The 25,565-nt window shown below is 71.1% G+C and carries 22 protein-coding genes; 13 read left to right on the top strand and 9 right to left on the bottom strand.

The window, feature by feature from the left end; translation table 11 throughout:
* Positions 1-32 precede the first annotated feature (32 nt).
* Both ABT070_RS23210 and ABT070_RS23205 read right to left on the bottom strand, forming a co-directional pair.
* Positions 33-917 carry an alpha/beta fold hydrolase gene (locus ABT070_RS23210; protein WP_351763610.1) on the bottom strand — a complete coding sequence of 295 codons (885 nt, stop codon included), beginning with the start codon at positions 915-917 and terminating at the stop codon, positions 33-35.
* Positions 918-967: 50 nt separating this feature from the next.
* Positions 968-1,981, bottom strand: a complete 1,014-nt coding sequence (locus ABT070_RS23205) for an NADP-dependent oxidoreductase (protein WP_351763608.1) — start codon at positions 1,979-1,981, stop codon at positions 968-970.
* A gap of 103 nt (positions 1,982-2,084) precedes the next feature.
* Between ABT070_RS23205 and ABT070_RS23200 the strand changes: the two genes are divergently transcribed.
* From ABT070_RS23200 to cimA, 9 genes are all read left to right on the top strand, one after another.
* The gene (locus ABT070_RS23200; RefSeq protein WP_351763606.1) at positions 2,085-2,978 is read left to right on the top strand and encodes a LysR family transcriptional regulator; all 894 of its coding nucleotides are present in this window, start codon (positions 2,085-2,087) and stop codon (positions 2,976-2,978) included.
* 248 nt (positions 2,979-3,226) lie between these two features.
* Positions 3,227-3,358, top strand: coding sequence for a hypothetical protein (locus ABT070_RS23195; protein WP_020131440.1), 132 nt, complete (start codon positions 3,227-3,229; stop codon positions 3,356-3,358).
* A gap of 195 nt (positions 3,359-3,553) precedes the next feature.
* Positions 3,554-4,597, top strand: a complete 1,044-nt coding sequence (locus ABT070_RS23190; RefSeq protein WP_351763604.1) for a 3-isopropylmalate dehydrogenase — start codon at positions 3,554-3,556, stop codon at positions 4,595-4,597.
* 322 nt (positions 4,598-4,919) lie between these two features.
* Positions 4,920-6,008, top strand: a complete 1,089-nt coding sequence (locus ABT070_RS23185; protein ID WP_351763602.1) for a branched-chain amino acid aminotransferase — start codon at positions 4,920-4,922, stop codon at positions 6,006-6,008.
* 197 nt (positions 6,009-6,205) lie between these two features.
* The gene (gene ureA / locus ABT070_RS23180; RefSeq protein WP_351763600.1) at positions 6,206-6,901 is read left to right on the top strand and encodes an urease subunit gamma; all 696 of its coding nucleotides are present in this window, start codon (positions 6,206-6,208) and stop codon (positions 6,899-6,901) included.
* Positions 6,898-8,571, top strand: coding sequence for an urease subunit alpha (locus tag ABT070_RS23175; protein WP_351763598.1), 1,674 nt, complete (start codon positions 6,898-6,900; stop codon positions 8,569-8,571). Before ureA ends, ABT070_RS23175 begins: the two co-directional genes overlap by 4 nt.
* Before the next feature lie 9 nt (positions 8,572-8,580).
* Positions 8,581-9,618: an agmatine deiminase family protein gene (locus ABT070_RS23170; RefSeq protein WP_351763596.1), complete on the top strand. Its 1,038-nt coding sequence runs from the start codon at positions 8,581-8,583 to the stop codon at positions 9,616-9,618.
* Between the two features lie 32 nt (positions 9,619-9,650).
* Positions 9,651-10,265 carry a TetR/AcrR family transcriptional regulator gene (locus ABT070_RS23165; RefSeq protein WP_351763594.1) on the top strand — a complete coding sequence of 205 codons (615 nt, stop codon included), beginning with the start codon at positions 9,651-9,653 and terminating at the stop codon, positions 10,263-10,265.
* Positions 10,266-10,588: 323 nt separating this feature from the next.
* A complete protein-coding gene (cimA, locus tag ABT070_RS23160; RefSeq protein ID WP_351763592.1) occupies positions 10,589-12,193 on the top strand; it encodes a citramalate synthase in 1,605 nt (534 codons plus the stop codon).
* Between the two features lie 82 nt (positions 12,194-12,275).
* Here cimA and ABT070_RS23155 read toward each other — a convergent pair whose 3' ends face one another.
* Complete coding sequence (locus tag ABT070_RS23155; RefSeq protein WP_351763590.1) at positions 12,276-14,141, bottom strand: ricin-type beta-trefoil lectin domain protein; 1,866 nt, start codon at positions 14,139-14,141, stop codon at positions 12,276-12,278.
* Positions 14,142-14,381: 240 nt separating this feature from the next.
* Here ABT070_RS23155 and ABT070_RS23150 point away from each other — a divergent pair, with 240 nt between their 5' ends.
* Positions 14,382-17,408 (top strand): glycoside hydrolase family 3 protein, encoded by a 3,027-nt coding sequence (locus tag ABT070_RS23150; protein ID WP_351763588.1) that lies wholly within the window; start codon positions 14,382-14,384, stop codon positions 17,406-17,408.
* A gap of 61 nt (positions 17,409-17,469) precedes the next feature.
* Positions 17,470-18,834 carry a hypothetical protein gene (locus tag ABT070_RS23145; protein WP_351763586.1) on the top strand — a complete coding sequence of 455 codons (1,365 nt, stop codon included), beginning with the start codon at positions 17,470-17,472 and terminating at the stop codon, positions 18,832-18,834.
* Positions 18,835-19,015: 181 nt separating this feature from the next.
* Here ABT070_RS23145 and ABT070_RS23140 read toward each other — a convergent pair whose 3' ends face one another.
* The 3 genes from ABT070_RS23140 to ABT070_RS23130 form a co-directional block, all read right to left on the bottom strand.
* Complete coding sequence (locus ABT070_RS23140) at positions 19,016-19,801, bottom strand: S1 family peptidase (RefSeq protein ID WP_351763584.1); 786 nt, start codon at positions 19,799-19,801, stop codon at positions 19,016-19,018.
* Positions 19,802-20,189: 388 nt separating this feature from the next.
* On the bottom strand, positions 20,190-20,828 hold the full coding sequence (locus ABT070_RS23135; protein WP_351763582.1) for a hypothetical protein: 639 nt from the start codon (positions 20,826-20,828) through the stop codon (positions 20,190-20,192).
* Positions 20,829-20,921: 93 nt separating this feature from the next.
* Complete coding sequence (locus tag ABT070_RS23130; RefSeq protein WP_351763580.1) at positions 20,922-21,533, bottom strand: YceI family protein; 612 nt, start codon at positions 21,531-21,533, stop codon at positions 20,922-20,924.
* Between the two features lie 368 nt (positions 21,534-21,901).
* Here ABT070_RS23130 and ABT070_RS23125 point away from each other — a divergent pair, with 368 nt between their 5' ends.
* Both ABT070_RS23125 and ABT070_RS23120 read left to right on the top strand, forming a co-directional pair.
* Complete coding sequence (locus ABT070_RS23125) at positions 21,902-23,506, top strand: acyl-CoA carboxylase subunit beta (RefSeq protein ID WP_351763578.1); 1,605 nt, start codon at positions 21,902-21,904, stop codon at positions 23,504-23,506.
* Between the two features lie 67 nt (positions 23,507-23,573).
* The gene (locus tag ABT070_RS23120) at positions 23,574-23,768 is read left to right on the top strand and encodes an acyl-CoA carboxylase subunit epsilon (protein WP_351763576.1); all 195 of its coding nucleotides are present in this window, start codon (positions 23,574-23,576) and stop codon (positions 23,766-23,768) included.
* 129 nt (positions 23,769-23,897) lie between these two features.
* Here ABT070_RS23120 and ABT070_RS23115 read toward each other — a convergent pair whose 3' ends face one another.
* The 3 genes from ABT070_RS23115 to ABT070_RS23105 all read right to left on the bottom strand — a co-directional run bounded on the left by ABT070_RS23115 (position 23,898) and on the right by ABT070_RS23105 (position 25,556).
* The gene (locus ABT070_RS23115; RefSeq protein ID WP_054239772.1) at positions 23,898-24,479 is read right to left on the bottom strand and encodes a GTP-binding protein; all 582 of its coding nucleotides are present in this window, start codon (positions 24,477-24,479) and stop codon (positions 23,898-23,900) included.
* Entirely contained in the window at positions 24,460-25,047 is a 588-nt protein-coding gene (locus ABT070_RS23110; RefSeq protein WP_351763574.1) for a DUF742 domain-containing protein, read from the bottom strand. The genes ABT070_RS23115 and ABT070_RS23110 overlap by 20 nt, the downstream gene beginning before the upstream one ends.
* A 95-nt stretch (positions 25,048-25,142) precedes the next feature.
* Entirely contained in the window at positions 25,143-25,556 is a 414-nt protein-coding gene (locus tag ABT070_RS23105) for a roadblock/LC7 domain-containing protein (protein WP_037737006.1), read from the bottom strand.
* Positions 25,557-25,565 lie beyond the last annotated feature (9 nt).

Raw genomic sequence — 25,565 nt, 5'->3', positions numbered from 1 at the left:
GCGTACTGCCCGGCCCCTTCCCCGTTTCCCGGTCAGTGGGTGCGGCCGCGTCCGAGGAAGTCCCTGATCAGCGCCGCGATCTGGCCCGCGTGCGTCTCCAGGGCGAAGTGCCCGGTGGGCAGCAGATGCACCTCGGCCCGGGGCAGGTCGCGGCGGAACGCGAGCGCGCCGGCCGGGACGAAGATCTCGTCACCGGCGCCCCAGACCGCCAGCAGCGGGACCTGGCTGGTGCGGAAGTACTCCTGGAAGGCCGGGTACAGGGCGAAGTTGGAGCCGTAGTCGGAGATCAGGTCGAGCTGGATCCCCGGCTGACCGGGCCGGGCCATGAGGGCCGCGTCGTGCTCGTAGGCGTCGGGGCTCACGAGCTCCTGCCACTGCGGCGGAACCCCGTGCAGGTACTGCCACCTGATCCCCTCCGGGCTGCTGATCTCCCGCACCGGCGCCTCGGTCTCCGGGGTCCGCTCCGCGATCAGCGCCCGCACCGGCGCCCAGGCCGCCTCCCCGAGCCCCTCCTCGTAGGCGTTGCCGTTCTGGGTGATGATCGCGGTCACCCGGTCGGGATGGGCGAGGGCGAGGCGCAGGCCGATGGGGGAGCCGTAGTCCTGGATGTAGAGCGCGAACTCCTTCAGGCCGAGCTGCTCGGTGAACTCGCCGGTGACGGCGGCGAGTTCGTCGAAGGTGTACCGGAAGTCGGCGGGCGCCGCCGACCGGCCGAAGCCGAGGTGGTCGGGGGCGATGACGCGATGGCTGTCGGCGAGCAGCGGGATCAGGTCGCGGAACATGTGGGAGCTGCTCGGGAAGCCGTGCAGGAGCAGCAGGACCGGCGCGTCGGCCGGGCCCGCCTCCCGGTAGTACACCTCGTGGCCGCGGACGGTGGTGGTGCGGTGACGGACCTGGCGGTAGGCGTGGAGGGTCATGACACGAGTGCACCATGCGCGCGTCTAACTGGTCAAGTAACTTTTAAAGGTTAGAGCTCCTGGAGGTCGGGCGACCGGCGCACCAGAGTCTTCCCCGTGTTCCCGCCGCGCAGCATCAGCAGGAACGCCTCCACGATCCGCTCGAACCCGTCCACCACCGTCTCGTCCAGCGCCAGTGCCCCGCTCAGCAGATGCGGTACGGCGAACTCGTACAGCTCCTCCTGTACGTCCCGGTGGTCGCGCACCAGGAAGCCCTCCAGGCGCAGGCTCTTCTCCACCACGTCGGCGTGGTCGAACACGACCGGCGTGGCGCCGGGCGTGTTGTACTGCCCGACCGTGCCGACGCGCACCACCCGCCCCCGTTCCCGCAGCGCGCCGATCGCCGCCCCGAGGTGCTCGCCGCCCACGTTGTCGACGAAGACGTCGATGCCGGTGGGGGCGGCCGCCGCCAGGAGGTCGGCGACCGGGCCGTCGTGGTAGTCGAAGGCCGCGTCGTAGCCGACCTGCCGGGTCAGGTACCGCACCTTCTCGGCCGTGCCCGCGCTGCCGGTCAGCCGGCCGGCGCCGAGCAGCCGCGCGAAGCGTCCCGTCGCCGTGCCGACCCCGCCCGCCGCCGCGGAGACGAACAGGTCCTCGCCCTCGCGCAGCCGGGCGATGCGGGTCAGGCCGACGTACGCCGTCAGGCCCGTACCGCCGAGGAGGCTCAAGTGCGCCGAGAGCGGCACCCCTTCGTACCGGGGGAGCCGTCTGACCTCCTCCGGGCGGACCACCGCGTGGGTGCGCCAGCCCTGCCGGTGGAAGACGATCTCGCCCTCGGGAAGGGCCACCGGATCGCGGGTGGCGACGATCCGGCCGAGTGAGCGCCCCTCCAGCGGGGCGTTCAACGCGAAGTCGCCGTCCATCATTTCGCGGTGGTAGGGGTCGACCGACCAGTAGAGGTTCTCCACCAGGGCGGTCCCCGGGGCCGGTTCGGGGACCGGGGACTCGGCGAAGCGGAAGTGCTCGGGGGTGGGGAAGCCGGTCGGACGGGCGGTCTGCTGCACGGTGAGCGCGGTGCTGGTCATGACAGGGGACCGTAGGAAGGAATGCGGGCGGTGGGCAGAGGGTTGCGCTCATGGAACGGGCCGATCCATGAGTCGCCCTCATAGCAGCAGGTGGGAGCCCCGAGTGAGCGCAGCCGACCTTGCGCCGAAGGAGTTGCGGACTCTGGTGGCCGTGGCGGACGAGGGAGGCTTCTCGGCCGCCGCCGCCCGGCTCGGGACCACCCAGTCGGCCGTCTCGCACGCGGTGCGGGGCATCGAGGGCAAGGTGGGGGTCGTCCTCTTCGAGCGCGGGCGGTACGGCGCCCGGCCCACCGCGGCCGGCGCCCGCGCGGTCGCGCACGCCCGGCGCGTCCTGCGGATGCTCCAGGCGCTGGTCGCCGAGACGCGGGGCGTGGGAACGGGCCAGGTCGACGGGCCGCTGCGCATCGCGGCCTTCCGCAGCGCGGCCCTGTATCTGCTGCCGCCCGTCCTGGAGCGGCTGGCCGCTCGGCACCCGGGGATCGAGGCGACCGTGACCGTCGTGCGGGAGGTGGGCCCGGGGACGGCCGGCGCGGTCGCCGAGGGGCGGGCCGACCTGGGGATCGCCACCTTCGGCACCAGCGCGCCGATCCCGCCGGAGCTGGTGGGGGACGTGCTGCTGGAGGAGCCGTACGCGCTGGTGCACCCGGTGGGTCACCCCGCTCCGCGCTCCCTTCCGCTCGTCGACTGGACGGAGAACTGCTCGTCCTCCACGCGCGCGTGGTGGGCCGCGCAGGACTGGATCCCCGCCGCGACCGTCCGTGCCGAGGACGACGGGGCGGTGCTGTCGATGGTGAGCAGCGGCCTGGGGATGGCGATCATGCCCACGCTCTCCCTCACCCGGACGCCTCCCGGGACGGAGATCACCGACCTCGGCCCGGAGCGGCCCACCCGTCGGGTCGGCTATGTCACGACCCCGGAGCTGGCCGCGACCGCGGCCGTCCGGGCCCTCGTGCGGGAGTTGAGGTCATCCGCGAAACCGCAGGTCGGAACCGGGTGACCCGGGTCGCCGTCTCAGATAGTAGGAAGTCCGAGTAATTGTAGAGACAGGCGCGTGCTCCTCCCTTAGCTTTGTAGGAGCCGAACGTCTCGCTCGACCAAGCGAATGGCGGTCGTGAGCCGGGCCCCGTGCAGGCAATCCCTGCGGCCCGCTCCCCGCCCCTTGGGGGCACCCCCCGCCCATTAGGCAGAGGGGGAGTCTCGCACCCCCCTTCCGCACTCCCTGGAATTCGAAGGAGTCGATTTCCCATGGCCGAGACGACCGTCCGCCGCCGAGTCCGCCACATCTCCCGTACGACCGAGTCCGACCGCAAGAACGCCGCCGCGGCGCTCCAGCGCGCCCTCGACCGCCGTGACAACGGCGGCGAGACCGGCCACTGAGCCGAGCCGCCCCGCAGTCCGGGAGCCGCCCCGCACGGGGTGCGGCGCGGGCCCCGAACGGGACTTCGGGACCCGCGTCGCACCCCGACCCCGCACGACTCCTCAGGTCCGCGCCGTCACCTCCGCACCGCGACTTCTCTGTCCGTATGGCGGACGGTCCATGTCATCCCATGGGACGAGGGGTACGGTTCCGGTATGTCTCGCAGCCTCAATCTCGCAGTGATTCCCGGTGACGGCATCGGCCAGGAGGTCGTGGCCGAAGGTCTCAAGGTCCTCTCCGCCGTCCTCCCGCAGGATGTGAAGCTGGAGACCGAGGAGTACGACTTCGGCGCCCGCCGCTACCACGCCACCGGTGAGACCCTCACCGACGCGGACGCGGAGGCCCTCAAGCGGCACGACGCCATCCTGCTCGGCGCGATCGGCGACCCGAGCGTCCCCTCCGGCGTCCTGGAGCGGGGTTTCCTGCTCAAGCTGCGGTTCCTCTTCGACCACCACGTCAACCTGCGTCCGTCGAAGCTCCTCCCGGGTGTCGCCACCCCGCTGGCCGGCCAGCCGGAGATCGACTTCATCGTGGTCCGCGAGGGCACCGAGGGCCCGTACACCGGCAACGGCGGCACGATCCGCAAGGGCACCCCGCACGAGGTCGCCACCGAGGTCTCCGTGAACACGGCCTTCGGTGTCGAGCGCGTGGTCCGGGACGCCTTCGCCCGCGCCCAGGCCCGTCCCCGCAAGAAGCTCACGCTGGTCCACAAGAACAACGTGCTGGCCTTCGCCGGTCACCTCTGGACGAACGTCTTCAACCAGGTGGCCGCGGAGTTCCCCGACGTCACCACGGACTACATCCACGTGGACGCCGCGACGATCTACCTCGTCACGGACCCCGCCCGCTTCGACGTCATCGTCACCGACAACCTCTTCGGCGACATCATCACCGACCTCGCCGCGGCCGTCTCCGGCGGTATCGGCGTCGCCGCGAGCGGGAACATCAACCCGTCCGGCGAGTTCCCGTCCATGTTCGAGCCCGTGCACGGCTCGGCCCCGGACATCGCGGGCCAGGGCAAGGCCGACCCCACCGCCACGGTGCTGTCCGTCGCCCTGCTGCTGCGCCACCTCGGCTACGAGGCCGAGGCGGTCCGCATCGAGGACGCCGTCTCCGTCGACCTGGAGGAGCGCGGCTCGCTGCCCGCGCGCAGCACCTCCGAGATCGGTGACGCGCTCTCCGTACGAGTAGCCGGCTGACCCCGCGCTGCGCGAAACCTCTCGAAGCCGCCGGGTCGCATCCGCACCCGGCGGCTTCCGCATGTCCCCCGCCGGGTGCCACCATCGACCCTGGGTCGCATTCACGCCGTTTTGGACCTCGTCCGCCGCTTGCGATAATCGAACGCGGAGCCGCGGTATGAGGCAATGCTCGGACGTCCTAGCACCGGCCACCGGCCGTACGGGCGTGAGCGCGGCCCGTCACTACAACCGGTGCTGCATCTTCCGGGGACAACCCCCGGACCCCCGGCCGAAAGACGCGGGGTGGCCCAGACGCTCGCCAGGAAGCGAAGGACATCTACTCATGACGACGCCCACGATCGAGCTCAAGCCCTCCGCCAGCCCGACCTCCGCCGCCGAGCGGCAGGCGATCCTGGCGAACCCCGGGTTCGGCCGCCACTTCACCGACCACATGGTGACGATCAAGTGGACCGAGGGCCGCGGCTGGCACGACGGTCAGCTCGTGCCGTACGCGCCGATCCCCCTCGACCCGGCCACCATGGTCCTGCACTACGCGCAGGAGATCTTCGAGGGCCTGAAGGCGTACCGCCGTCCCGACGGCTCGGTCGCCACCTTCCGCCCGGACCAGAACGCCAAGCGCTTCCAGCGTTCGGCCCGCCGCCTGGCCATGCCCGAGCTGCCGGTCGAGACGTTCGTCGAGGCGTGCGACGCGCTGATCGGCCAGGACAAGGACTGGGTGCCCGCGCACGGCGGGGAGGAGTCCCTCTACCTGCGGCCCTTCATGATCGCGACCGAGGTCGGCCTGGGTGTGAAGCCGGCCAACGAGTACCTGTTCCTCGTCATCGCCTCGCCGGCCGGCGCCTACTTCCCGGGTGGCGTCAAGCCCGTCTCCATCTGGGTCTCCGAGGAGCACGTGCGCGCCGTTCCCGGGGGCATGGGCGACGCCAAGACGGGCGGCAACTACGCCGCCTCCCTGCTCGCCCAGGCCGAGGCGGCCGCCCAGGGCTGTGCCCAGGTCTGCTACCTCGACGCGGTCGAGCGCAAGTGGGTCGAGGAGCTCGGCGGCATGAACCTGTACTTCGTGTACGACGACAAGATCGTCACGCCGTCGCTGACGGGTTCCATCCTGGAGGGCGTCACCCGTGACAGCCTCCTCACCGTCGCCCGGGACCTCGGCTACCGCGCCGAGGAGGGCCGGGTCTCGGTCGAGCAGTGGCAGCGCGACTCCGAGAGCGGCGCCCTCAAGGAGGTCTTCGCCTGCGGTACCGCCGCCGTGATCACCCCGGTCGGCACGGTCAAGCGCACCGGCGGCGAGTGGCAGCAGTCCGGCGACGAGCCCGGCGAGGTCACCCTCAGGCTCCGCCAGGCCCTGCTGGACATCCAGCGCGGCACGGCCGAGGACAAGCACGGCTGGATGCACGAGCTGGGCTAGTCACCCCTCGCCCGTACAGGGCCGTCCCGCGAGGGCCGTCCCGGCAGGGTCATCCCGTCAGGGCCATCCCGTCCGGGCTGGCCCTGTGGCGTTCTCGGGGCTCTCCCCGTTTTGAGCAGTGCTCAAAAGTTACGCGTCATGCCTTCTGATCATCGAGGAGAACATTTAGAGTACTGCTCAAAGAAAGGGAGAGTGACGTGCGACTCACCCCCACGGAACGGGACCGTCTTCTGCTCTTCGGCGCGGCGGAGCTCGCCCGGGCGAGAAGGGCCCGCGGACTGCGGCTCAACGTGCCGGAAGCCACCGCGCTCATCGCGGACACCGTCTGCGAGGCCGCCCGCGACGGCGCCCGGCTCGCCGAGGCGATCGCACGCGCCCGGTCCGTCCTCGGCCCGGACGACGTGCTGCCGGGCGTCGCTGACATCGTCACCGAGGTGCAGGTCGAGGCCGTCTTCGACGACGGCTCGCGCCTCGCGGTCGTCGGCGACCCGATCGCCGGGGGCGCGCTCGGGGACCGGGCGCCCGGGGCCCTGCTGCCGGGGCCCGAGCACGCCGAGCCCGAGGCGGCCGTACGGCTGACGGTCACGAACACGGCGACCGTCCCCGTCTCCGTCACCTCCCACTTCCACTTCTTCGAGGCCAACCCGCGGCTCGACTTCGTACGGGAGAAGGCCTACGGCATGCGGCTCGCCGTCCCCGCCGGGTCCTCCGTGCGCTTCGGGCCGGGGGAGAGCGGTGAGGTCGGACTCGTGCCGATCGGCGGCGACCGGGTCGCGATCGGCTTCGCGGGTCTGGTCGACGGGGCGCTCGACGCGCCGGGGGCCAGGGACGAGGCCCTGCGCCGGGCCGCCGCCTGCGGATATCTGGGAGCGGAAACGGGAGGCACCCGATGAACCCGTACGAGTACGCAGCCACCCACGGTCCCCGGGCCGGTGACCGCGTCCGGCTCGGTGACTCGGGGCTGGTCGTCCGCGTCGAGTCGGACTCCCAGCGGCACGGCGACGAGTTCCTCGCCGGCTTCGGCAAGACCGCCCGGGACGGACTGCACCTCAAGGCCGCCGCCGTCCGCGACACCTGTGACGTCGTGATCAGCAACGTCGTCGTGATCGACGCCGTGCAGGGGATCCGGAAGGTGTCGATCGGCATCCGCGAGGGACGGATCCACGCGATCGGGCGGGCCGGGAACCCCGACACCCTCGACGGGGTCGACGTCGTCGTCGGCACGGGCACGTCCATCGTGTCCGGCGAGGGGCTGATCGCCACCGCCGGCGCCGTCGACACCCACGTCCACCTGCTGTCGCCGCGGATCATGGAGGCCTCGCTGGCCTCCGGGGTGACCACGGTCATCGGCCAGGAGTTCGGGCCCGTGTGGGGCGTCGGCGTCAACTCGCCCTGGGCGCTGCGGCACGCGTTCAACGCGTTCGACGCCTGGCCGGTCAACATCGGCTTCCTCGGCCGGGGTTCGTCGTCGTCCCCCGCGCCCCTGGTGGAAGCCCTCGCCGAAGGCGGCGCCTCGGGCTTCAAGGTGCACGAGGACATGGGCGCCCACACCCGGGCGCTGGACACGGCCTTGCGGGTCGCCGAGGAACACGACGTCCAGGTCGCCCTGCACAGCGACGGGTTGAACGAATGCCTGTCGGTCGAGGACACCCTGCGGGTGCTGGAGGGCCGGACCATCCACGCCTTCCACATCGAGGGCTGCGGCGGCGGGCATGTGCCGAACGTGCTGAAGATGGCGGGCGTCGCCAACGTGATCGGCTCCTCCACCAACCCCACCCTCCCCTTCGGCCGGGACGCCGTCGCCGAGCACTACGGCATGATCGTCGCCGTCCACGACCTGAAGACCGACCTGCCGGGCGACGCCGCCATGGCCCGCGACCGGATCCGCGCCGGCACCATGGGAGCCGAGGACGTGCTGCACGACCTGGGCGCGATCGGCATCACCTCGTCCGACGCCCAGGGCATGGGCCGGGCCGGCGAGACGGTCCGCCGTACGTTCGCCATGGCCGGGAAGATGAAGGCCGAGTTCGGCGCCCCGGACGACGACCACGACAACGAACGCGTCCTGCGCTACATCGCCAAGCTGACCGTCAACCCGGCCATCGCCCACGGTCTCGCGCACGAGGTCGGCTCCATCGAGGTCGGCAAACTCGCCGACATCGTGCTGTGGCGCCCCGAGTACTTCGGCGCCAAGCCACAGCTCGTGCTCAAGTCGGGCTTCCCGGCGTACGGCGTGGTCGGCGACCCGGGCGCGGCCACCGACGCCTGCGAACCCCTGGTCCTCGGACCGCAGTTCGGGGCGTACGGGGCCACGCCCGCCGACATCTCGGTCGCCTTCGTCGCCCGGGCCGCCCTCGACCAGGGCGGCGACTCGATGCCGACCCGCCGCCGCAGGGTCGCCGTCCGCGGCACCCGCGGCATCGGCCCCGCCGACCTGCGCCGCAACTCCCGTACCGGAGCGGTCGACGTCGACCAGCGCACCGGCCTGGTCACCCTCGACGGCGAGCCGCTGCGCTCCGAGCCGGCCGAGTCCGTCTCCCTCAACCGCCTGTACTTCCTCTGAGGACCGCTGATGTCTGCTGCCGCCGACGGCTTCCGCATGCCCGCCGAGTGGGCCCCGCACGAGCGCACCTGGATGGCGTGGCCGGGCCCCAACCCCACCTTCGACGACCCCGACGACCTGACCGCCTCCCGCGCCGCCTGGGCCTCGGTCGCCCGCGCGATCCACCGCTTCGAACCGGTGACGGTGGTGTGCGGCCCCGGACAGTCGGCGGAGGCCCGCGCCCTTCTCGGCCCGGGCGTCGACACGGTCGAGCGCGATCTCGACGACGCCTGGATGCGGGACATCGGCCCCACCTTCCTGACCGGTCCGGACGGTGAACTCGCCGCCGTCGACTGGACGTTCAACGGCTGGGGGGCCCAGGGCTGGGCCCGCTGGGAGCACGACGCGAAGATCGCCGCGTATGTCTCGGACCTCGCGGGGGCGCGGACGTACGCCTCGAAGCTGGTCAACGAGGGCGGCGCGATCCATGTCGACGGCGAGGGGACGGTCCTGCTGACGGAGACGGTCCAACTCGGTCCGGAGCGCAATCCGGGGTGGACGCGGGAGCGGGTCGAGGCGGAGATCCACGCCATGCTCGGCACCCGCAAGGCGATCTGGCTGCCCCGCGGACTCACCGGCGACTACCCTCCCCACGGCTTCGGCACCCTCGGCCATGTCGACATCGTGGCCGCCTTCGCCCGCCCCGGAGTCGTCGTCGCCCACCACCAGCCCGACCCGGCGCACCCCGACCACGAGGTGACGAAGGAGGTCATCGGGCTGCTGAAGGCGCAGACCGACGCGCGCGGCCGCCGTCTGGAGGTCGTCGAGGTCGCCGCCCCGGCCGTCCTGGAGGCCGACGGCCACTGGGCCGACTACTCGTACATCAACCACTACCTCTGCAACGGCGGCGTCGTGCTCTGCGGCTTCGACGACCCGCGCGACGAACTCGCGGCGGACGTCTTCCGCCGCCTGTTCCCGGAGCGCACGGTCACGCTGGTGGACGCCCGTACGATCTTCTCCGGCGGCGGTGGCATCCACTGCATCACCCAGCAGCAGCCGAGGGTCTGAGATCCGGGGACGAGACGAAGGGGAGCCGGGACATGGCCGGAGCGGCACGGGCACGCAGGAACGCGCCGCCCCGCGAGGACGTCCTTGCCGCCGCCATGGAGATGATCGCCGAGCGCGGTCTGGAGAAGCTCACCATGGCGGGGCTCGGCCGCGAGGTCGGGATGAGCAGCGGCCATCTCCTCTACTACTTCCACTCCAAGGACGAACTCCTGCTGCGCACCCTGGAGTGGAGCGAGGGCCGGCTCGGCGCCGAGCGCGCCCGGCTGCTGGCCCGCGCCGCCCCCGCCCGCGAGCGCCTCGACGCCTACGTCGACCTGTACGTCCCCGACGGCCACCGCGACCCGCACTGGACGCTCTGGCTGGAGGTCTGGAACGGCTCGCAGAACGCCGCCGACGACGCGGACGCCCGGGACCGCCAGGCGGCCATCGAGGGCGCCTGGCACCGCGACCTGGTCGCCCTGCTGGCGGAAGGGGTGTCGCGGGGCGAGTTCCGGAGCGTGGACCCCGACCGGTTCGCGGCCCGGCTGCGCGCCCTCCTCGACGGCTTCTCCATCCATGTGGCCATCGGGCTGCGGGGCACCGGCCGGGAACAGGTCCTCGGGCACGTCCGGGAGTTTCTGGCCGAGAGCCTGCTCGCGGACGCGTGAGAGCGCGGGCGCGTGAGAACGCCCTGTTCGCATCCTGAGACACCCGGTGAGCAATCGGACGGTATGTGCCAGACTTCCGCCGTGCTCTCGTTCGCCACGATTATTGGCAGCAGGCGCGCCGGTCCGCAGTGACCGCTCCGTACGACCAGGTACGAGCGGCCATCGTCGTCCTCGACCCGCGCGCAGACCTCTCGCACCCGCGAGGGGTTTTTCGCTTTTCTGGCCCACCCGCAGCCGGAAGCGAGAGCGCGAGGGACCATGGGGGAATGGTGGAGCCGGTCATTCCGGTAACGACCGAGATCCAACACAGGAGCCTTCAGACCATGACCGCAACCAGCGAACTCGACGACTCGTTCCACGTCTTCGACACCACCCTGCGCGACGGCGCGCAGCGTGAGGGCATCAACCTCACCGTCGCCGACAAGCTGGCCATCGCCCGGCACCTGGACGACTTCGGAGTGGGCTTCATCGAGGGCGGCTGGCCGGGCGCCAACCCGCGCGACACCGAGTTCTTCGCCCGCGCCCAGGAGGAGATCGACTTCAGGCACGCCCAGCTGGTCGCCTTCGGCGCCACCCGCCGGGCGGGCGCGAAGGCGTCCGAGGACCCGCAGGTCAGGGCGCTGCTGGAGTCGGGCGCGGGGGTGATCACCCTGGTCGCGAAGTCCCACGACCGGCATGTCGAGCTGGCCCTGCGCACGACGCTGGACGAGAACCTGGCGATGGTCGGCGACACGGTGTCCTTCCTGAAGGAACAGGGCCGCCGGGTCTTCGTCGACTGCGAGCACTTCTTCGACGGCTACCGCGCCAACCCGGAGTACGCGAAGGCGGTCGTCCGGGCCGCCGCCGAGGCCGGCGCGGACGTGGTCGTCCTCTGCGACACCAACGGCGGCATGCTCCCGGCGCAGATCCAGGCGGTCGTCGCCACGGTCCTCGCCGACACCGGCGCCCGCCTGGGCATCCACACCCAGGACGACACCGGCTGCGCGGTGGCGAACACCCTCGCGGCGGTGGACGCGGGCGCGACGCACGTCCAGTGCACGGCGAACGGCTACGGCGAGCGGGTCGGCAACGCGAACCTGTTCCCGGTCGTCGCGGCCCTGGAGCTGAAGTACGGCAAGAAGGTCCTGCCCGAGGGCCGGCTGCGGGAGATGACCCGCATCTCGCACGCGATCGCCGAGGTCGTCAACCTGACGCCGTCCACGCATCAGCCGTACGTGGGAGTCTCGGCCTTCGCCCACAAGGCCGGTCTGCACGCCTCGGCCATCAAGGTCGACCCGGACCTCTACCAGCACATCGACCCCGAGCAGGTCGGCAACACCATGCGGATGCTGGTGTCGGACATGGCCGGACGGGCGTCGGTCGAGCTCAAGGGCAAGGAGCTCGGCGTCGACCTGGGCGGCGACCGTGAAGTGGTCGGCCGGGTCGTGGAGCGGGTCAAGGAACGCGAGCTCAAGGGCTACACCTACGAGGCGGCGGACGCCTCCTTCGAGCTGCTGCTGCGGGCCGAGGTCGAGGGCCGGCCGCTGAAGTACTTCGAAGTCGAGTCGTGGCGGGCCATCGTCGAGGACCGCCCCGACGGCACCCACGCCAACGAGGCCACGGTCAAGCTGTGGGCCAAGGGCGAGCGCATCGTCGCGACGGCGGAGGGCAACGGCCCGGTCAACGCCCTGGACCGCGCCCTGCGCGTGGCCCTGGAGAAGATCTACCCCCAGCTGGCCAAGCTCGAGCTGGTCGACTACAAGGTCCGCATACTGGAGGGCGTCCACGGCACCCAGTCCACCACCCGCGTCCTGATCTCCACGACGGACGGCACGGGCGAGTGGTCCACGGTGGGTGTCGCGGAGAACGTGATCGCCGCCTCCTGGCAGGCCCTGGAGGACGCGTACACGTACGGGCTGCTGCGGGCCAAGGTGGAGCCCGCCGAGTAGGCGGCGTTCGGCCGGGGATCCTCGGCGAGCCCTTCGAGCTCGCCGAGGATCCCCGCAACCGCTCACCGGCGGAGCCGCTGTCCTAGCGCAGCTGCCACTTCTGGTTGGCCGCTCCCGTGCACGACCAGATCTGGCTCCGTGCCCCGTTCGCCGACGAGTTGTCCGTGACGTCCAGGCACTTGTTCGCCGCCGTGTTCACGACATCACCGGTGGTGGCGTTGTACGACCAGCGCTGGGCGCCGGTTCCGTTGCAGTCGTACAGCTGCGCCTTGGCCCCGTCGGCCGTCGAACCCCCGACGACGTCGAGGCACTTGCCGAGCGCCTGGAGCGAGCCGTCCGGCTGGACCGTCCAGCGCTGCGCGGCCGACCCGTTGCAGTCGTAGAGCTGCACGGCCGTGCCGTTGACCGCCGCGCCGCCCGCCACGTCCAGGCACTTGCCCGCGAGGCCGACGAAGGCCCCCGACCGGCTCGTGTCGCCCGACTGCGTCCCCGACCAGGTGAAGGTCGCCGACGTGTTCCCCGGCAGCGAGTACGTCGCGTGCTGCGCACCCCAGTTGACCGTCACCGTCCTCGCGGCCGCCCCGTCGTTGAAGGCGATCAGCGCCTTGGAGCCGTCGGGGTTGCGCCAGGCCACGTTCGGCACGGACGTCGACGCCGTCGACGCGATCCGCTGCGCGCCCGGCCGGACGAACTTCGTCAGGTGCCCCATCGTGTAGTACTCGATCGTGTAGTCGACGGTTCCGCTCGCCCCGTCCCCGTTGTGCACGGTGACCAGCCCGTCGCAGGTCCCGCAGCCGCCGTTGTGCGGCCCCCGGTTCTGGTCCACGGCCAGCGACCACTTCGTCACCGACTTCGCCCAGTTGCGGGTGTAGTCCACGATGTTCAGCATGTCCTCGCGCTGCTGGTCGGCGATCCACGTTCCGCCGGAGTGCTCGGTGCCGAAGGCGTCCAGCTGCGGGTACTGGTTGTGCACCGTCGTCTGCTTCGCCACGTCCCCGCCGTAGCCGTGCCAGGCGATCCCGCCGAAGTTCGGGTGCGAGCGGACCGCCGCGTCGTCCACCGTCTGCGCCGCGTAGGCGTCGTAGGTGTCCCAGTTCCAGTCGTGCGCCAGCACCTTCGTCGACAGTCCCGCGGCCGCCAGCTTCGGCAGCAGTTCGCTCTTCGTGAAGTACGCCAGTCCCGAGCCGTTCCAGCTCATCGACGGGTAGCCCGAGCAGCACGTCGGCTCGTTCTGCGCCGTCACGTACGCCACCGGTACGCCCTGGTCCCGGTAGGCCTGGAGGTACTTCACGAAGTACGAGGCGTACGCCCCGTAGTTCTCCGCCTTCAGCCAGCCTCCGTTCAGCTGGCCGTTGTCCTTCATCCAGGCGGGCGCCGTCCACGGCGAGGCCATCACGGTCAGCGCCGGGTTGAGCTCCCGGGCCCGCCGGGTCAGCGGCACCACGTCCGCCAGGTCGTGTGCGATCGAGAACTGCGACAGAGCGGGATCCGTCCGGCCGGCCGGCACGTCGTCGTAGGTGTAGCCGAAGCGCGCGAGATCCGAGCCGCCCATCGGATTGCGCAGGAACGACAGGCCGATGCCCTCGGTCGGCGAGAACAGCTTGCGCATCGTCGCGTCCCGGGTCGCCGCGGACAGCGCCCCGCTGCTGTTCATCAGCCAGGCCGCGGTGTCGGTGAAGGACGCGCCGCCGCCGGTGAAGGTCTGGTACCCGGTGTTCTCGTCGACGGTGATGTTCTCGCCGCCGCCGCCGCTGCCCGCCTGGAAGGCGAAGGCGGGCTGGGCCTGCAGACCGCGGACCACGTGCCGTCCGCCGGCGTCGTCGGTGGTGGTGAGCCAGGCCGTGACCTGCTCGCCGGCCGCGTGTGCGGGCGCGGCCGCCGCGGTGATCCCGGCGGTGGTGAGCAGACCGGCGAGGAGCAGCCGGAGGACGCGAGTGGATCTCCTCATGGAGCGCCGCCCTTCTGGAGGTGGGGGGTGGGGAGGCGTGTCGAGGCGTGAGTAAATGACGGCTTCCGGGGCGCGTCAAGGGGTCGCGCGTTCATCTGTCGAACGAACAACGTCCCTGATCCGGCCGGGTGTTGCGGCCGTACCAGTTGTGGCGTGAAGTCTTGACGGCGCAACAGGTCACCAGTTAACTCACGGCGTGATCTAAGTCATGAGTGGACCACGAGAGTAGAGGGACGTTCCATGCGAAGAACCGCCCTGCTCGCCTCCGCCACCCTGCTGACCGCACTGCTCCCCATGACCACCGCCGCCGGCGCGTCCGGCGCCGACGACCCCGCCCCCGTCCCCGTCGACCGCTTCGAGGGCGAGGTCCCCTTCGCGAGCCCGCCCGCCGAGGGCATCTTCACCTGGGGCAGCGACACCGACGACCCGCCCGCCCTCGGGCTGACGGCCCGCGCGGACGCCCCCGAGGGGGACAAGGTCCTCACCGGCAGCTACGACATCAGCGGGTACGGCGGCTTCACCCACGACTTCGCCTTCGCGGAGCCCGCCCACGACTGGTCCGCCCACCAGGGCGTCCGGTTCTGGTGGGAGGGCCGCGGAAACGGCAGGAAGATCGCCTTCGAGCTCAAGGACGGCGGGGCGAACGGAGAGGCGTCCGAGCTCTGGACGACCTCCTTCACCGACGACTGGACCGGCTGGAAACAGGTCGAGATCCCCTTCACCGACTTCACCTACCGCACGGACTACCAGCCCGTCGGCGGCATCGACCAGATCCTCGGCCTCACCGAGACCTGGGGATACGCCCTCACCCTCCCCGTCGGGGTCAAGGGCGACTTCGCCATGGACGGCGTGGAGCTCTACGGCCGGGCGGACCAGTCGCTGCGCGCCGCCGTCACCACCGACGCGGCCGTGTACCCGGTCGAGGAGGGCGGGACGGCCGCCGTCACGCTCACCGTCGCCACCACCGGCGCGGCCCCCCTCGAGGAGCCCGTCACCGTCGCCTACGAGACCGCCGCGACCGGCACCGCCGAGCCCGGCAAGGACTACACCCCGGTCACCGGCACCGTCACCTTCCCGGCGGGCACCCCCTCCGGTGCCACCCGCACGGTCGCCGTCCGCACCCTCGCGGACAAGCGGGCCGAGTCCGCCGAGACCGTCCCGCTCCGGCTGACCGTCACCGGCGCCAAGCCTCCGTCCGAGACCCCGCAGGTCGTGGTCGACGCGCACGGACTGCCGTATCTGAACGCCGCACTGCCGGTGAAGAAGCGCGTCGCCGATCTCCTGTCGCGGATGAGCCTGGCGGAGAAGGCCGGCCAGATGACCCAGGCGGAGCGCGGGGCGATCACCGCTCCCGGTGACATCGCCGCGTACGACCTCGGCTCGCTGCTCTCCGGCGGCGGCTCGACCCCGACGCCCAACGCCCCCGCGGCGTGGGCGAAGATGATCGACGCGTTCCAGCTGCGGGCGCAGGCCACGCGCTTTCAGATCCCGCTGATCTACGGCGTCGACGCCGTGCACGGCCACAACAACCTGGTCGGCGCGACCGTCATGCCGCACAACATCGGCATCGGGGCGACCAGGGACCCCGCCCTCGCCGAGCGGACCGGCGCGGTGACCGCCGCCGAGGTCCGGGCCACCGGGATCCCCTGGGACTTCGCCCCCTGCCTGTGCGTCACCCGCGACGAACGCTGGGGCCGCTCCTACGAGGCGTACGGCGAGGACCCGGCGCTGGTCGAGGCCATGGAGACGGTGATCCAGGGTCTCCAGGGCCGGGCGAGCGGCGCGGATCTGAAGGACGGCGACAAGGTCCTCGCCACCGCCAAGCACTTCGTCGGCGACGGCGGCACCGCGTACGGCTCCTCCACGACCGGCACGTACACCCTCGACCAGGGCATCACCGAGGTCACCCGGCAGGAACTGGAGGCCGTCCACCTGGCGCCCTTCCGGACGGCCGTCGACCGCGGGGTCGGCACCGTCATGCCGTCCTACTCCTCGCTCGACATCGCGGGCGACGGCCAGGGGCCGGTGAAGATGCACGCCCGCGCCGACCTGCTGAACGGCGTGCTGAAGGACCGTATGGGCTTCGACGGGTTCGTCATCAGCGACTGGGCGGCCATCGACCAGCTCCCGGGCGACTACGCCTCCGACGTCCGTACGTCGGTCAACGCGGGACTCGACATGATCATGGTTCCGTACGCGTACAAGGACTTCCACGCCACCCTGCTCGACGAGGTCGAGGCAGGCCGTGTCGGCGAGCGGCGGATCGACGACGCCGTGTCGCGCATCCTCACGCAGAAGTTCAAGCTGGGCCTCTTCGAGAAGCCGTACGCCGACACCGGCGGCGCGTCCGCCATCGGCTCCGCCGGGCACCGGGCCGTCGCGCGCAAGGCGGCCGCCGAGTCCCAGGTGCTGCTGAAGAACTCCGGTGGCGTGCTGCCGCTGAAGAAGAGCCAGAAGGTGTACGTCGCCGGCTCCAACGCCGACGACATCGGCAACCAGACCGGCGGCTGGACCATCACCTGGCAGGGCGCCTCAGGCGACATCACGCAGGGCACGACGATCCTGGAGGGGATGGAGAAGGCGGGCGGCGACGTCACCTACTCCAAGGACGCGTCGGCGTCGACGGACGGATACGACGTGGGTGTCGTGGTCGTCGGCGAGACCCCGTACGCCGAGGGCGTGGGCGACGTCGGCAACGGCAACGACCTGGAGCTGACCGCCGCCGACCGGGCGGCCGTCGACAAGGTGTGCGGCGCGATGAGGTGCGCGGTGCTGATCGTCTCCGGGCGGCCCCAGCTGATCGGCGACCGGCTCGGCGACATCGACGCGCTGGTCGCCTCCTGGCTGCCGGGCACGGAGGGCGACGGCGTGGCCGACGTCCTGTACGGCAGGCGGCCCTTCACCGGACAGCTTCCGGTGACCTGGCCGAAGTCCCAGGCCCAGCTGCCGATCAACGTCGGCGACACGGCGTACGACCCGCAGTTCCCGTACGGCTGGGGTCTGACGACGCTGAGCCACGTGCCGCAGGGCGGCGTGGCGACCCTGAAGGGGCTGGGCGCCGCGGCCGCGGCGGCCGACCGGGCCGGCGCCGACGAGCTGGGACGGACGCTGGTCGGGAAGGCCCGGCTCATCGTCCAGCAGAAGGTGGGCCAGGCCGTCACGGCGGCCTTCGCGAAGCCCTTCGCCGACGCGGACCACCTGCTGCTCACCGGCCGGTACGGAAAGGCGGTGGAGCGGCTGACGGCGGCGTATCGGGCGGCGTCCTGACCTCCGCGATCCCGGCCGTCCGAATGGGTCGCTTTCGGTGGGTTTCCGGTAGCTTCGAAGTATGAAGGTCGTCCTGTCGGCCCGAAGCTCCGCCGGACCGCTGATCGCACTGGCGCTCGCCGTCCTGACCGCTCTGGCGGTCCTGACGGCGGGCGCTCCGCGTGCCTCGGCGGTCACCGGCGTCTCCACGATCGCCGCGGCCCTGCGCGAGAGCCCGGTCTACGTCGACCCGGCGGCGAGCGCCCAGCTGCCCCAGGCGGAGGCGCACGCGCTCCAGCAGCAGATCGAGCGCGCCGACAAGCCCCTGTTCATCGCCGTCCTGCCCGCCGGCTACCCCACGGCGGACCTCTTCACGGACCTGCGCACCGCCACCGGCGTGACCGGCCTGTACGCGATCCGCCTCGGCGACCGCTTCGACGCCCGCGCCGACTCCTCGGTCCTGTCCCGCACGGCCGTCCGCAACCTGGTCGCCAGTGTCCAGGACGAGGGCGACGCCACGACCCAGCTCACCGACTTCACCGACCGCGCCCTGGCGAACATGGGGGGCTCGGCCCCCGGCAGCTGGAGCTCCTCGGGCGGCGGCGACGGGATCTCGTCCACCGCGCTGATCACGGCCGGTGTGGTGCTGGTGGCCGGCGGGGCGGGCGCCTACACCCTCGTGCGGCGCAACCGGCGACGGCACGACGCGGAGCAACGGGCCGCCCTCGACCGGCTGCGGGTCGTTGTCGACGAGGACATCACGGCCTTCGGCGAGGAGCTCGACCGCCTGGACTTCCACCCGTCGGAGCCGGGCGCCGACGACTCCATGCGCGCCGACTACGAACGCGCCCTGGACGCCTACGAGCAGGCGAAGTCGGTGATGGCGGCCGCGGCGAGGCCCGAGGACGTCCGCGCCGTCACCCAGGCGCTGGAGGACGGCCGTTTCTCCCTCGCCCGGCTGGCCGCCCGTCGTACGGGACAGCCGTTGCCCGAACGCCGGCCGCCGTGCTTCTTCGACCCCCGCCACGGCCCTTCGGTCTCCGACGCCACCTGGACGCCGCCCGGCGGGGCCACCCGCGAGGTCCCGGTCTGCGCGGCGGACGCGACCCGCCTGGCCGACGGCCGCGACCCGGTGATCCGTGAGGTCGACAGCGACTACGGCCGCCGCCCGTACTGGGAGGCCGGCCCCGCCTACGGTCCCTGGGCGGGCGGCTACTTCGGCGGCGGCATCCTGCCCGGCCTCCTCGTCGGCACGATGCTCGGCGGCATCATGGCCGGCCCGTCCTACGCCTCCGACTACGGCAGCGGCTACGGCGACTTCGGCGGCGGCTACGAGGGCGGCGACGTCTCCGGCGCCGACTTCGACCCCGGCGACTTCGGTGGCTTCGGCGGCGGGGGAGGGGACTTCGGCGGGGGCGGCGGGGGCGACTTCGGCGGCGGGTTCTGAAGCCCGGCCCGGTGGGGTGGCCGGGCGTCCGGTGGCACGGCGTCCCGTGGTTCGGCGTCCGGTGGTTCGGCCGCGCGGGTGCGGGGCGGTACCTCACCCGCCACGGGCCCGGCGCGCGACGGCGCCGGGCCCGTGGACGTCGTACGACGTGCTCCCGTCCGGTTCACGGGAGCGGTGTGCGTCAGAGCGAGGCCGCCGCCGAGGCGATGGCCGAGGCGAAGGTGGAGACCTCGGAGTAGACGCCGGGGGCGTTGGCCCGGGCGCAGCCGATGCCCCAGCTCACGATGCCGACCTGGATCCAGGCGTTGGCGGAGTCCCGGCGGAACATCGGGCCGCCCGAGTCGCCCTGGCAGGTGTCGGTGCCGCCGGCCGCGTATCCGGCGCAGATCTCGTCACTGGCGACGAGGCCGCTGTAGCCGCTGTACGCACGACAGGTCGCGTCGCTCACGAACGGCACGGTGGCCTTGAGCAGGTAGCGCTGCTGGGCGCCGCCCTCGCTGGCCGAGCCCCAGCCGGCGATGGTGAAGGTGCCGGTGTTGTACTGCGTGGTCGTGGCGATCTTCAGGGTGGACTGGGTGGTGATGGGCGAGGCGAGCTTGATGAGCGCCCAGTCCTTGCCGTTGCCGTTGTAGCCGGGGGCCCGGTACACGTAGGTCGATTTGACCTGGACCCGGCCGGTGGTGGACTGGAGGTCCACGACGCCGGCGGTGGCGGTGATGCTGGTGTTGGCGCCGGTCCCGCTGACGCAGTGCGCGGCGGTGAGCACGATCTGCTGGGTGTAGAGCGCTCCGCCGCAGCCCATGGAGAGCCGGACCATGAACGGGAACTCGCCCTGCGCGGCACGGGTTCCGCCGACGACGGGGGAGGGGGCGGCCTGTGCGGACGAGAGGGGCTGAAGGCTGGCGATCGCGAGGGCGGCCGCGCCGACGGCGGCGAATCTCTTGAACGCTGTGAGGAGCTTCTTCAAGGTGCTGCCTTCCGTGGGGGGTTGGCTTGACGTGAGCATGTCAACGCAAGTTGCGCACCGCAAAGAAATGTCCATGCGCTGGCATGGTCAGGTCAAATCTGTTGCTGGATTATGAGAACTCCGCAAGCCCTCACACAAGGGGGCTGATTCAGCCACTTCCGTCCGCCGCCGGACCGCTCGCCCACCGGCCGTCCCGCCCGCGAAGGCGGCGGCCCCACCCGCCCACTTGCGCGGTCCCTCCGCCCACGTGCCGGCCCCACCCCGCCCACGTGCGGCCCCGACCGGTTCGCCCGCGGCCCCGACCCGTCGGACCGGCGGCCCGACCCGTCGGACCGGCGGCCGCGTTCGCCGGGGCGCGGCCGGCCGCCGGTGCGTCGTCGAGCCGATGTCAGTCCTGGACCGCCGCCTTCGCGAAGCCGAGCAGCCCCTCGAAGTCGATCGCCCCCGGATCCCCGTGCGTGTTCTCCGGCACGTGCATGTGCCCGCACACCCCCTTGAACGCGTTCCACCGCTCGCCGCCCATCCGCTGACCGCCCCCGTTCCCGGCGGACTTCGGGTACGCGGGCCAGAGCGCCGGGCCGCGCAGCGGGACACGGTGGTGGATGTGCATCCACGCCAGGTACTCGGCGACGGCGCGCAGCGCCCACTCCGGCGCCTTCGGCCAGTAGATGTGGGCCTGGTCGCGGGCCTTCCACTTGGCGTGCGTGTCGGGGTCGCAGGTGCCGACGAGCTCCGCCTGGCAGACGTTCAGTGTGTTCGTCTCCACGCCGCCGCGCTTGTTGACCAGCGCGCGTGAGGAGACGTCGATCTCGAAGTGCTGGTACCACTTCAGTTTCCTGGCGGCGAAGTCCGGCACCGCCGTCAGGTTGGGCGCGGCCGAGCCGCCCTGGTAGTCGGGGAGTGAACGCCCCTCGGTGGTGTGCAGGACGACGACGTTGACCTCCATGCGGTCACCGCCGAAGTCGTCCTGGTACCAGTGGTCGCGGTTCGCGCCGGGATAGTGCTGTGGTCCGGTCCTGGTGCTCATGTCTCGCGACTGTGACATGGAACACGCGAAGGGGTCGGGAGCTCTTCGCTTCCGACCCCTATTCGCCGTTTTCCACCGTATTCGGCCGCGCGCTTACGCGTTCTTGATCGCCGAGATGTCGAAGTTCAGCTTGATCTTGTCGGAGACCAGGACGCCGCCCGTCTCCAGCGCCGCGTTCCAGGTCAGGCCCCAGTCCGAGCGCAGGATCTCGGCCTTGCCCTCGAAGCCGACGCGCTCGTTGCCGAACGGGTCCTTCGCGGCGCCGTTGAACTCCAGGTCGATGCTGAGCGGCCTGGTGACGCCGAGGATGGTCAGGTCGCCGGTGATCCGGTAGTCCTCGCCGCCCAGCGCCTCCGTCGAGGTGGAGCGGAAGGTCATCGCCGGGAACTCGTCGGTCTTGAAGAAGTCGGCGCTCTTCAGGTGGCCGTCACGGTCGGCGGACCCGGTGTCGATGCTGTCCATCGTGATGTCGATGGAGGCGCTGGACTTCGACGGGTCGGTGCCGTCCAGGTGCAGCGAGCCGGTGAAGTCGTTGAACTTGCCCTTGACGTTCGTGACCATCGCGTGGCGGGCGACGAAGCCGAACGTCGAGTGGGCGGGGTCGATCGTGTAGTCGCCGGTCAGGGCGGCGAGCTCGGGGCTCACCGTGGCGTCGGCGACGGCGGTGGCGGTCTCGTCGGTGTTCTTGCGGCCGAAGATGCCCATGACGTGCTCCTTGGGGACGGGAAGATCGAGGATGTTTAATCTTCAACGAGGTCAACAAGGATGACCGTAGACCTATTCCGTTCAATGTTCAACATCTTCCGCCGCCGGTGTCGGCCCGACCGGAATCCGGCGGGCGCGAGCGGCCGTCCGGACGCTCCGTTTCACTCCGGGGAGGGCATGTGCGGGTCGGTGATGTGAGGCGGGTCTCAGTCCCGGGCTTTGTGTGACCCCTACAACCCCCAGCCCCTCTGAGCAGTCGGAACGGCTGCATGTCCGCCCGGTTCTGTTCAGGGCTACCAGGAAAACGCGCCGGAGACTGTACGGAGTCGACGTCCCTCTTTCCTTGGTGGGCTTCGTAAGGTCACTACATGACCGTTTTGGAAGAGACGACGGGCGAGCCGACCGCGGTGCCTTCGGAACCCACGGATGCGCGCGGCCGCGTGGCCGAGCTGCACGAGATCCGTGCCCAGGCGCTGGCCGGCCCGAGCGAGAAGGCGACCCAGGCGCAGCACGCCAAGGGCAAGCTGACCGCCCGGGAGCGGATCGAGCTGCTCCTCGACCCGGGGTCCTTCCAGGAGGTCGAGCAGCTGCGCCGGCACCGGGCGACCGGGTTCGGTCTGGAGGCCAAGAAGCCGTTCACCGACGGTGTGATCACCGGCTGGGGCACGGTGGAGGGCCGCACGGTCTTCGTCTACGCCCACGACTTCCGCATCTTCGGCGGCGCGCTGGGCGAGGCCCACGCCACGAAGATCCACAAGATCATGGACATGGCCATCGCGGCCGGTGCCCCGCTGGTCTCGCTCAACGACGGCGCCGGCGCCCGTATCCAGGAGGGCGTCTCCGCCCTCGCCGGCTACGGCGGCATCTTCCAGCGCAACACCAGGGCGAGCGGGGTGATCCCGCAGATCTCGGTCATGCTGGGACCCTGCGCGGGCGGCGCGGCCTACAGCCCCGCCCTCACCGACTTCGTCTTCATGGTCCGCGAGACCTCGCAGATGTTCATCACCGGGCCGGACGTGGTCAAGGCCGTCACCGGCGAGGAGATCAGCCAGAACGGCCTCGGCGGCGCCGACGTGCACGCCGAGACCTCCGGCGTCTGCCACTTCGCGTACGACGACGAGGAGACCTGCATCGCGGAGGTCCGCTACCTCCTCTCGCTGCTCCCGCAGAACAACCGTGAGAACCCCCCGCGCGCCGAGTCCACCGACCCGGCCGACCGCCGCGGCGACGTCCTGCTCGACCTGGTCCCGGCGGACGGCAACCGTCCGTACGACATGACCAAGGTCATCGAGGAGATCGTCGACGACGGCGAGTACGTGGAGATCCACGAGCGCTGGGCCCGCAACATCATCTGCGCGCTGGCCCGCCTCGACGGCCAGGTCGTCGGCATCGTGGCCAACCAGCCGCAGGCCCTCGCCGGCGTGCTGGACATCGAGGCGTCGGAAAAAGCTGCGCGCTTTGTCCAGATGTGTGACGCTTTCAATATCCCGATCGTCACCTTCCTGGACGTCCCCGGATTCCTCCCGGGCGTCGACCAGGAGCACGGCGGGATCATCCGGCACGGAGCGAAGCTGCTCTACGCCTACTGCAACGCGACCGTGCCGCGGATCTCCCTGATCCTGCGCAAGGCCTACGGAGGTGCCTACATCGTCATGGACAGCCAGTCCATCGGCGCCGACCTCACCTACGCCTGGCCGACGAACGAGATCGCCGTGATGGGCGCCGAAGGTGCCGCCAACGTCATCTTCCGGCGTCAGATCGCCGAGGCCGAGGACCCCGAGGCCATGCGGGCCCGCATGGTCAAGGAGTACAAGTCCGAGCTGATGCACCCGTACTACGCGGCGGAGCGCGGTCTGGTCGACGACGTCATCGACCCGGCCGAGACCCGCGAGGTCCTCATCAAGTCGCTGGCCATGCTCCAGTCGAAGCACGCGGACCTGCCCTCGCGCAAGCACGGCAACCCCCCGCAGTAACCCGGCGGATCCAACAAATAACCCACAGGATCCCCTGCGGAAACCTCATCCACGGAGACTTGCACCCATGAACGCTCCCGACATCCGCGTCGAGAAGGGCCACGCCGAGCCCGAGGAAGTCGCCGCCATCACGGCGATCCTCCTGGCCCGCGCGGCCGCCCGGTCGTCGTCCCCCGTCGAGACCCACCGAGGCCGCCCCAAGGCCGGCTGGCGCCGCCTGGAGCGCGAGGGCGGCTTCCGCGCCCCGCACAGCTGGCACTGACCCGCGTACATCGCGGAAGGGCCCCTCTCGTCCGAGAGGGGCCCTTCCGTATGCGGTCGTCACTCCATCGGCGCAACGGCGAAGGCCCCCTCCGGGCGGAGGGGGCCTTTCGGCTGTCTACGGCAGGTGCTACCGGAGCCGAGCCATCAACGCGTGCTCCACGAGCGTGATCAGCGCGCTCTTGGCGTCCGCGCGGTGGCGGGCGTCTGTCGTGATGATCGGGGTGTCGGGGCCGATCTGCAGGGCCTCGCGGACCTCGTCCGGCTGGTACGGCTGCGAGCCGTCGAAGCCGTTGAGGGCGACGACGAACGGCAGGCCGCTGTTCTCGAAGTAGTCGACCGCGGGGAAGCAGTCGGCGAGACGGCGGGTGTCCACGAGGACGATCGCGCCGATCGCGCCGCGCACCAGGTCGTCCCACATGAACCAGAAGCGGTCCTGGCCCGGCGTACCGAAGAGGTACAGGATCAGGTCCTGGTCCAGGGTGATACGTCCGAAGTCCATGGCGACCGTGGTGGTCGTCTTGTCCCCGGTGTGGGTGAGGTCGTCGATACCCGCCGACGCGGACGTCATGACGGCCTCGGTGCGCAGCGGGTTGATCTCCGAGACAGCCCCGACGAACGTGGTCTTGCCCACGCCGAAGCCGCCCGCCACCACGATCTTCGCGGAAGTGGTGGAGCGGGACGGACCCCCGCTAGAGCTTGCGAAGTCCACTGAGCACCCTTTCGAGCAGTGTCACGTCTGGCTGGCCGCCGGCGCTCTCGTCGCCGCCGGGCTGATGGATGGCGACCAGTCCCGCCTCCGCCAAGTCGGCGACGAGGATCCTGGCCACGCCGAGAGGGATGGTCAGCAGCGCCGAGATCTCGGCGACCGACTTGATCTCTCGGCAGAGGTTGCAGATCCGCTGATGCTCGGGCAGTTGGCCCTGCATCTGGTGCGGCTGCGCAGTGGTGTGCACCAGCGCCTCGATGGCGAGCTGGTAACGCGGGCGGGTCCGGCCACCGGTCATGGCGTACGGACGCACCAGCGGGTTGTTCGACGCCCCTGCGGGCGCCGGCTCCGGGGTGCGGCGGTGCGGCTGTACGGGCTGGATGCGCGGGGCCGACGGCTGGTCGTACGGAGACTGCCCGGGACCCTGCGGACCCTGGGGCGTGTACGGCCGCTGCTGGCTGGGCGCGGAGGGGAAGTTGTAACGGTTCGGGTTCTGGGAACCGTCGCCCTGGCCCTGGGCAGGGCCGTACGACCAGTTGCCCGAATTCGATCCGCCTGGGGGTGTTGCCACTCTCTCTCCTCCTCCGATGTGCCTGGCACCCATCACGTGGAAGCCGCGTCCCGAAACCCTACGGCCTCAGGACGCCAAAACGCACCGTTCGTTTGTTAGTTGAGAAGGCTCCCTTGGAGCTCCGCACGAAGGTCGGGGGTCAGAACCGAACCGGCTCGGTCCACCAGAAGGGCCATCTCGTACCCAATGAGGCCGATGTCCGCCTCGGGGTGGGCGAGAACCGCGAGCGAGGAACCGTCGGAGATGGACATGAGGAAGAGGAATCCCCGCTCCATCTCCACAACCGTCTGGTTCACGCTGCCGCCCTCGAAGATCCGGGAGGCGCCTGCCGTCAGAGACGTCAGGCCGGAGGCAACGGCGGCGAGCTGGTCGGCCCGGTCGCGGGGGAAGCCTTCGGACATCGCCAGAAGGAGTCCGTCGGCGGAGACCACCACGGTGTGGGACACCCCCGGGGTGTTGTCCACGAAGTTGGTGATCACCCAGTTCAGGTTCTGTGCCGCCTGGCTCATCGGGCTCAC

Origin of the sequence: Streptomyces sp. NPDC002884 (genome assembly GCF_040295245.1) — a bacterium.
Classification (GTDB): Bacteria; Actinomycetota; Actinomycetes; order Streptomycetales; family Streptomycetaceae; genus Streptomyces.
This window is presented reverse-complemented; position numbering and strand designations above follow the sequence as displayed.

Bases quoted from the DNA above. Each gene is read 5' to 3' on its own strand.
- ABT070_RS23210 (WP_351763610.1), bottom strand. From the start codon at position 917: ATGACCCTCCACGCCTACCGCCAGGTCCGTCACCGCACCACCACCGTC.
- ABT070_RS23205 (WP_351763608.1), bottom strand. From the start codon at position 1,981: ATGACCAGCACCGCGCTCACCGTGCAGCAGACCGCCCGTCCGACCGGC.
- ABT070_RS23195 (WP_020131440.1), top strand. From the start codon at position 3,227: ATGGCCGAGACGACCGTCCGCCGCCGAGTCCGCCACATCTCCCGTACG.
- ABT070_RS23190 (WP_351763604.1), top strand. From the start codon at position 3,554: ATGTCTCGCAGCCTCAATCTCGCAGTGATTCCCGGTGACGGCATCGGC.
- ABT070_RS23185 (WP_351763602.1), top strand. From the start codon at position 4,920: ATGACGACGCCCACGATCGAGCTCAAGCCCTCCGCCAGCCCGACCTCC.
- ABT070_RS23175 (WP_351763598.1), top strand. From the start codon at position 6,898: ATGAACCCGTACGAGTACGCAGCCACCCACGGTCCCCGGGCCGGTGAC.
- ABT070_RS23170 (WP_351763596.1), top strand. From the start codon at position 8,581: ATGTCTGCTGCCGCCGACGGCTTCCGCATGCCCGCCGAGTGGGCCCCG.
- ABT070_RS23165 (WP_351763594.1), top strand. From the start codon at position 9,651: ATGGCCGGAGCGGCACGGGCACGCAGGAACGCGCCGCCCCGCGAGGAC.
- cimA (WP_351763592.1), top strand. From the start codon at position 10,589: ATGACCGCAACCAGCGAACTCGACGACTCGTTCCACGTCTTCGACACC.
- ABT070_RS23155 (WP_351763590.1), bottom strand. From the start codon at position 14,141: ATGAGGAGATCCACTCGCGTCCTCCGGCTGCTCCTCGCCGGTCTGCTC.
- ABT070_RS23150 (WP_351763588.1), top strand. From the start codon at position 14,382: ATGCGAAGAACCGCCCTGCTCGCCTCCGCCACCCTGCTGACCGCACTG.
- ABT070_RS23145 (WP_351763586.1), top strand. From the start codon at position 17,470: ATGAAGGTCGTCCTGTCGGCCCGAAGCTCCGCCGGACCGCTGATCGCA.
- ABT070_RS23135 (WP_351763582.1), bottom strand. From the start codon at position 20,828: ATGAGCACCAGGACCGGACCACAGCACTATCCCGGCGCGAACCGCGAC.
- ABT070_RS23130 (WP_351763580.1), bottom strand. From the start codon at position 21,533: ATGGGCATCTTCGGCCGCAAGAACACCGACGAGACCGCCACCGCCGTC.
- ABT070_RS23125 (WP_351763578.1), top strand. From the start codon at position 21,902: ATGACCGTTTTGGAAGAGACGACGGGCGAGCCGACCGCGGTGCCTTCG.
- ABT070_RS23120 (WP_351763576.1), top strand. From the start codon at position 23,574: ATGAACGCTCCCGACATCCGCGTCGAGAAGGGCCACGCCGAGCCCGAG.
- ABT070_RS23105 (WP_037737006.1), bottom strand. From the start codon at position 25,556: ATGAGCCAGGCGGCACAGAACCTGAACTGGGTGATCACCAACTTCGTG.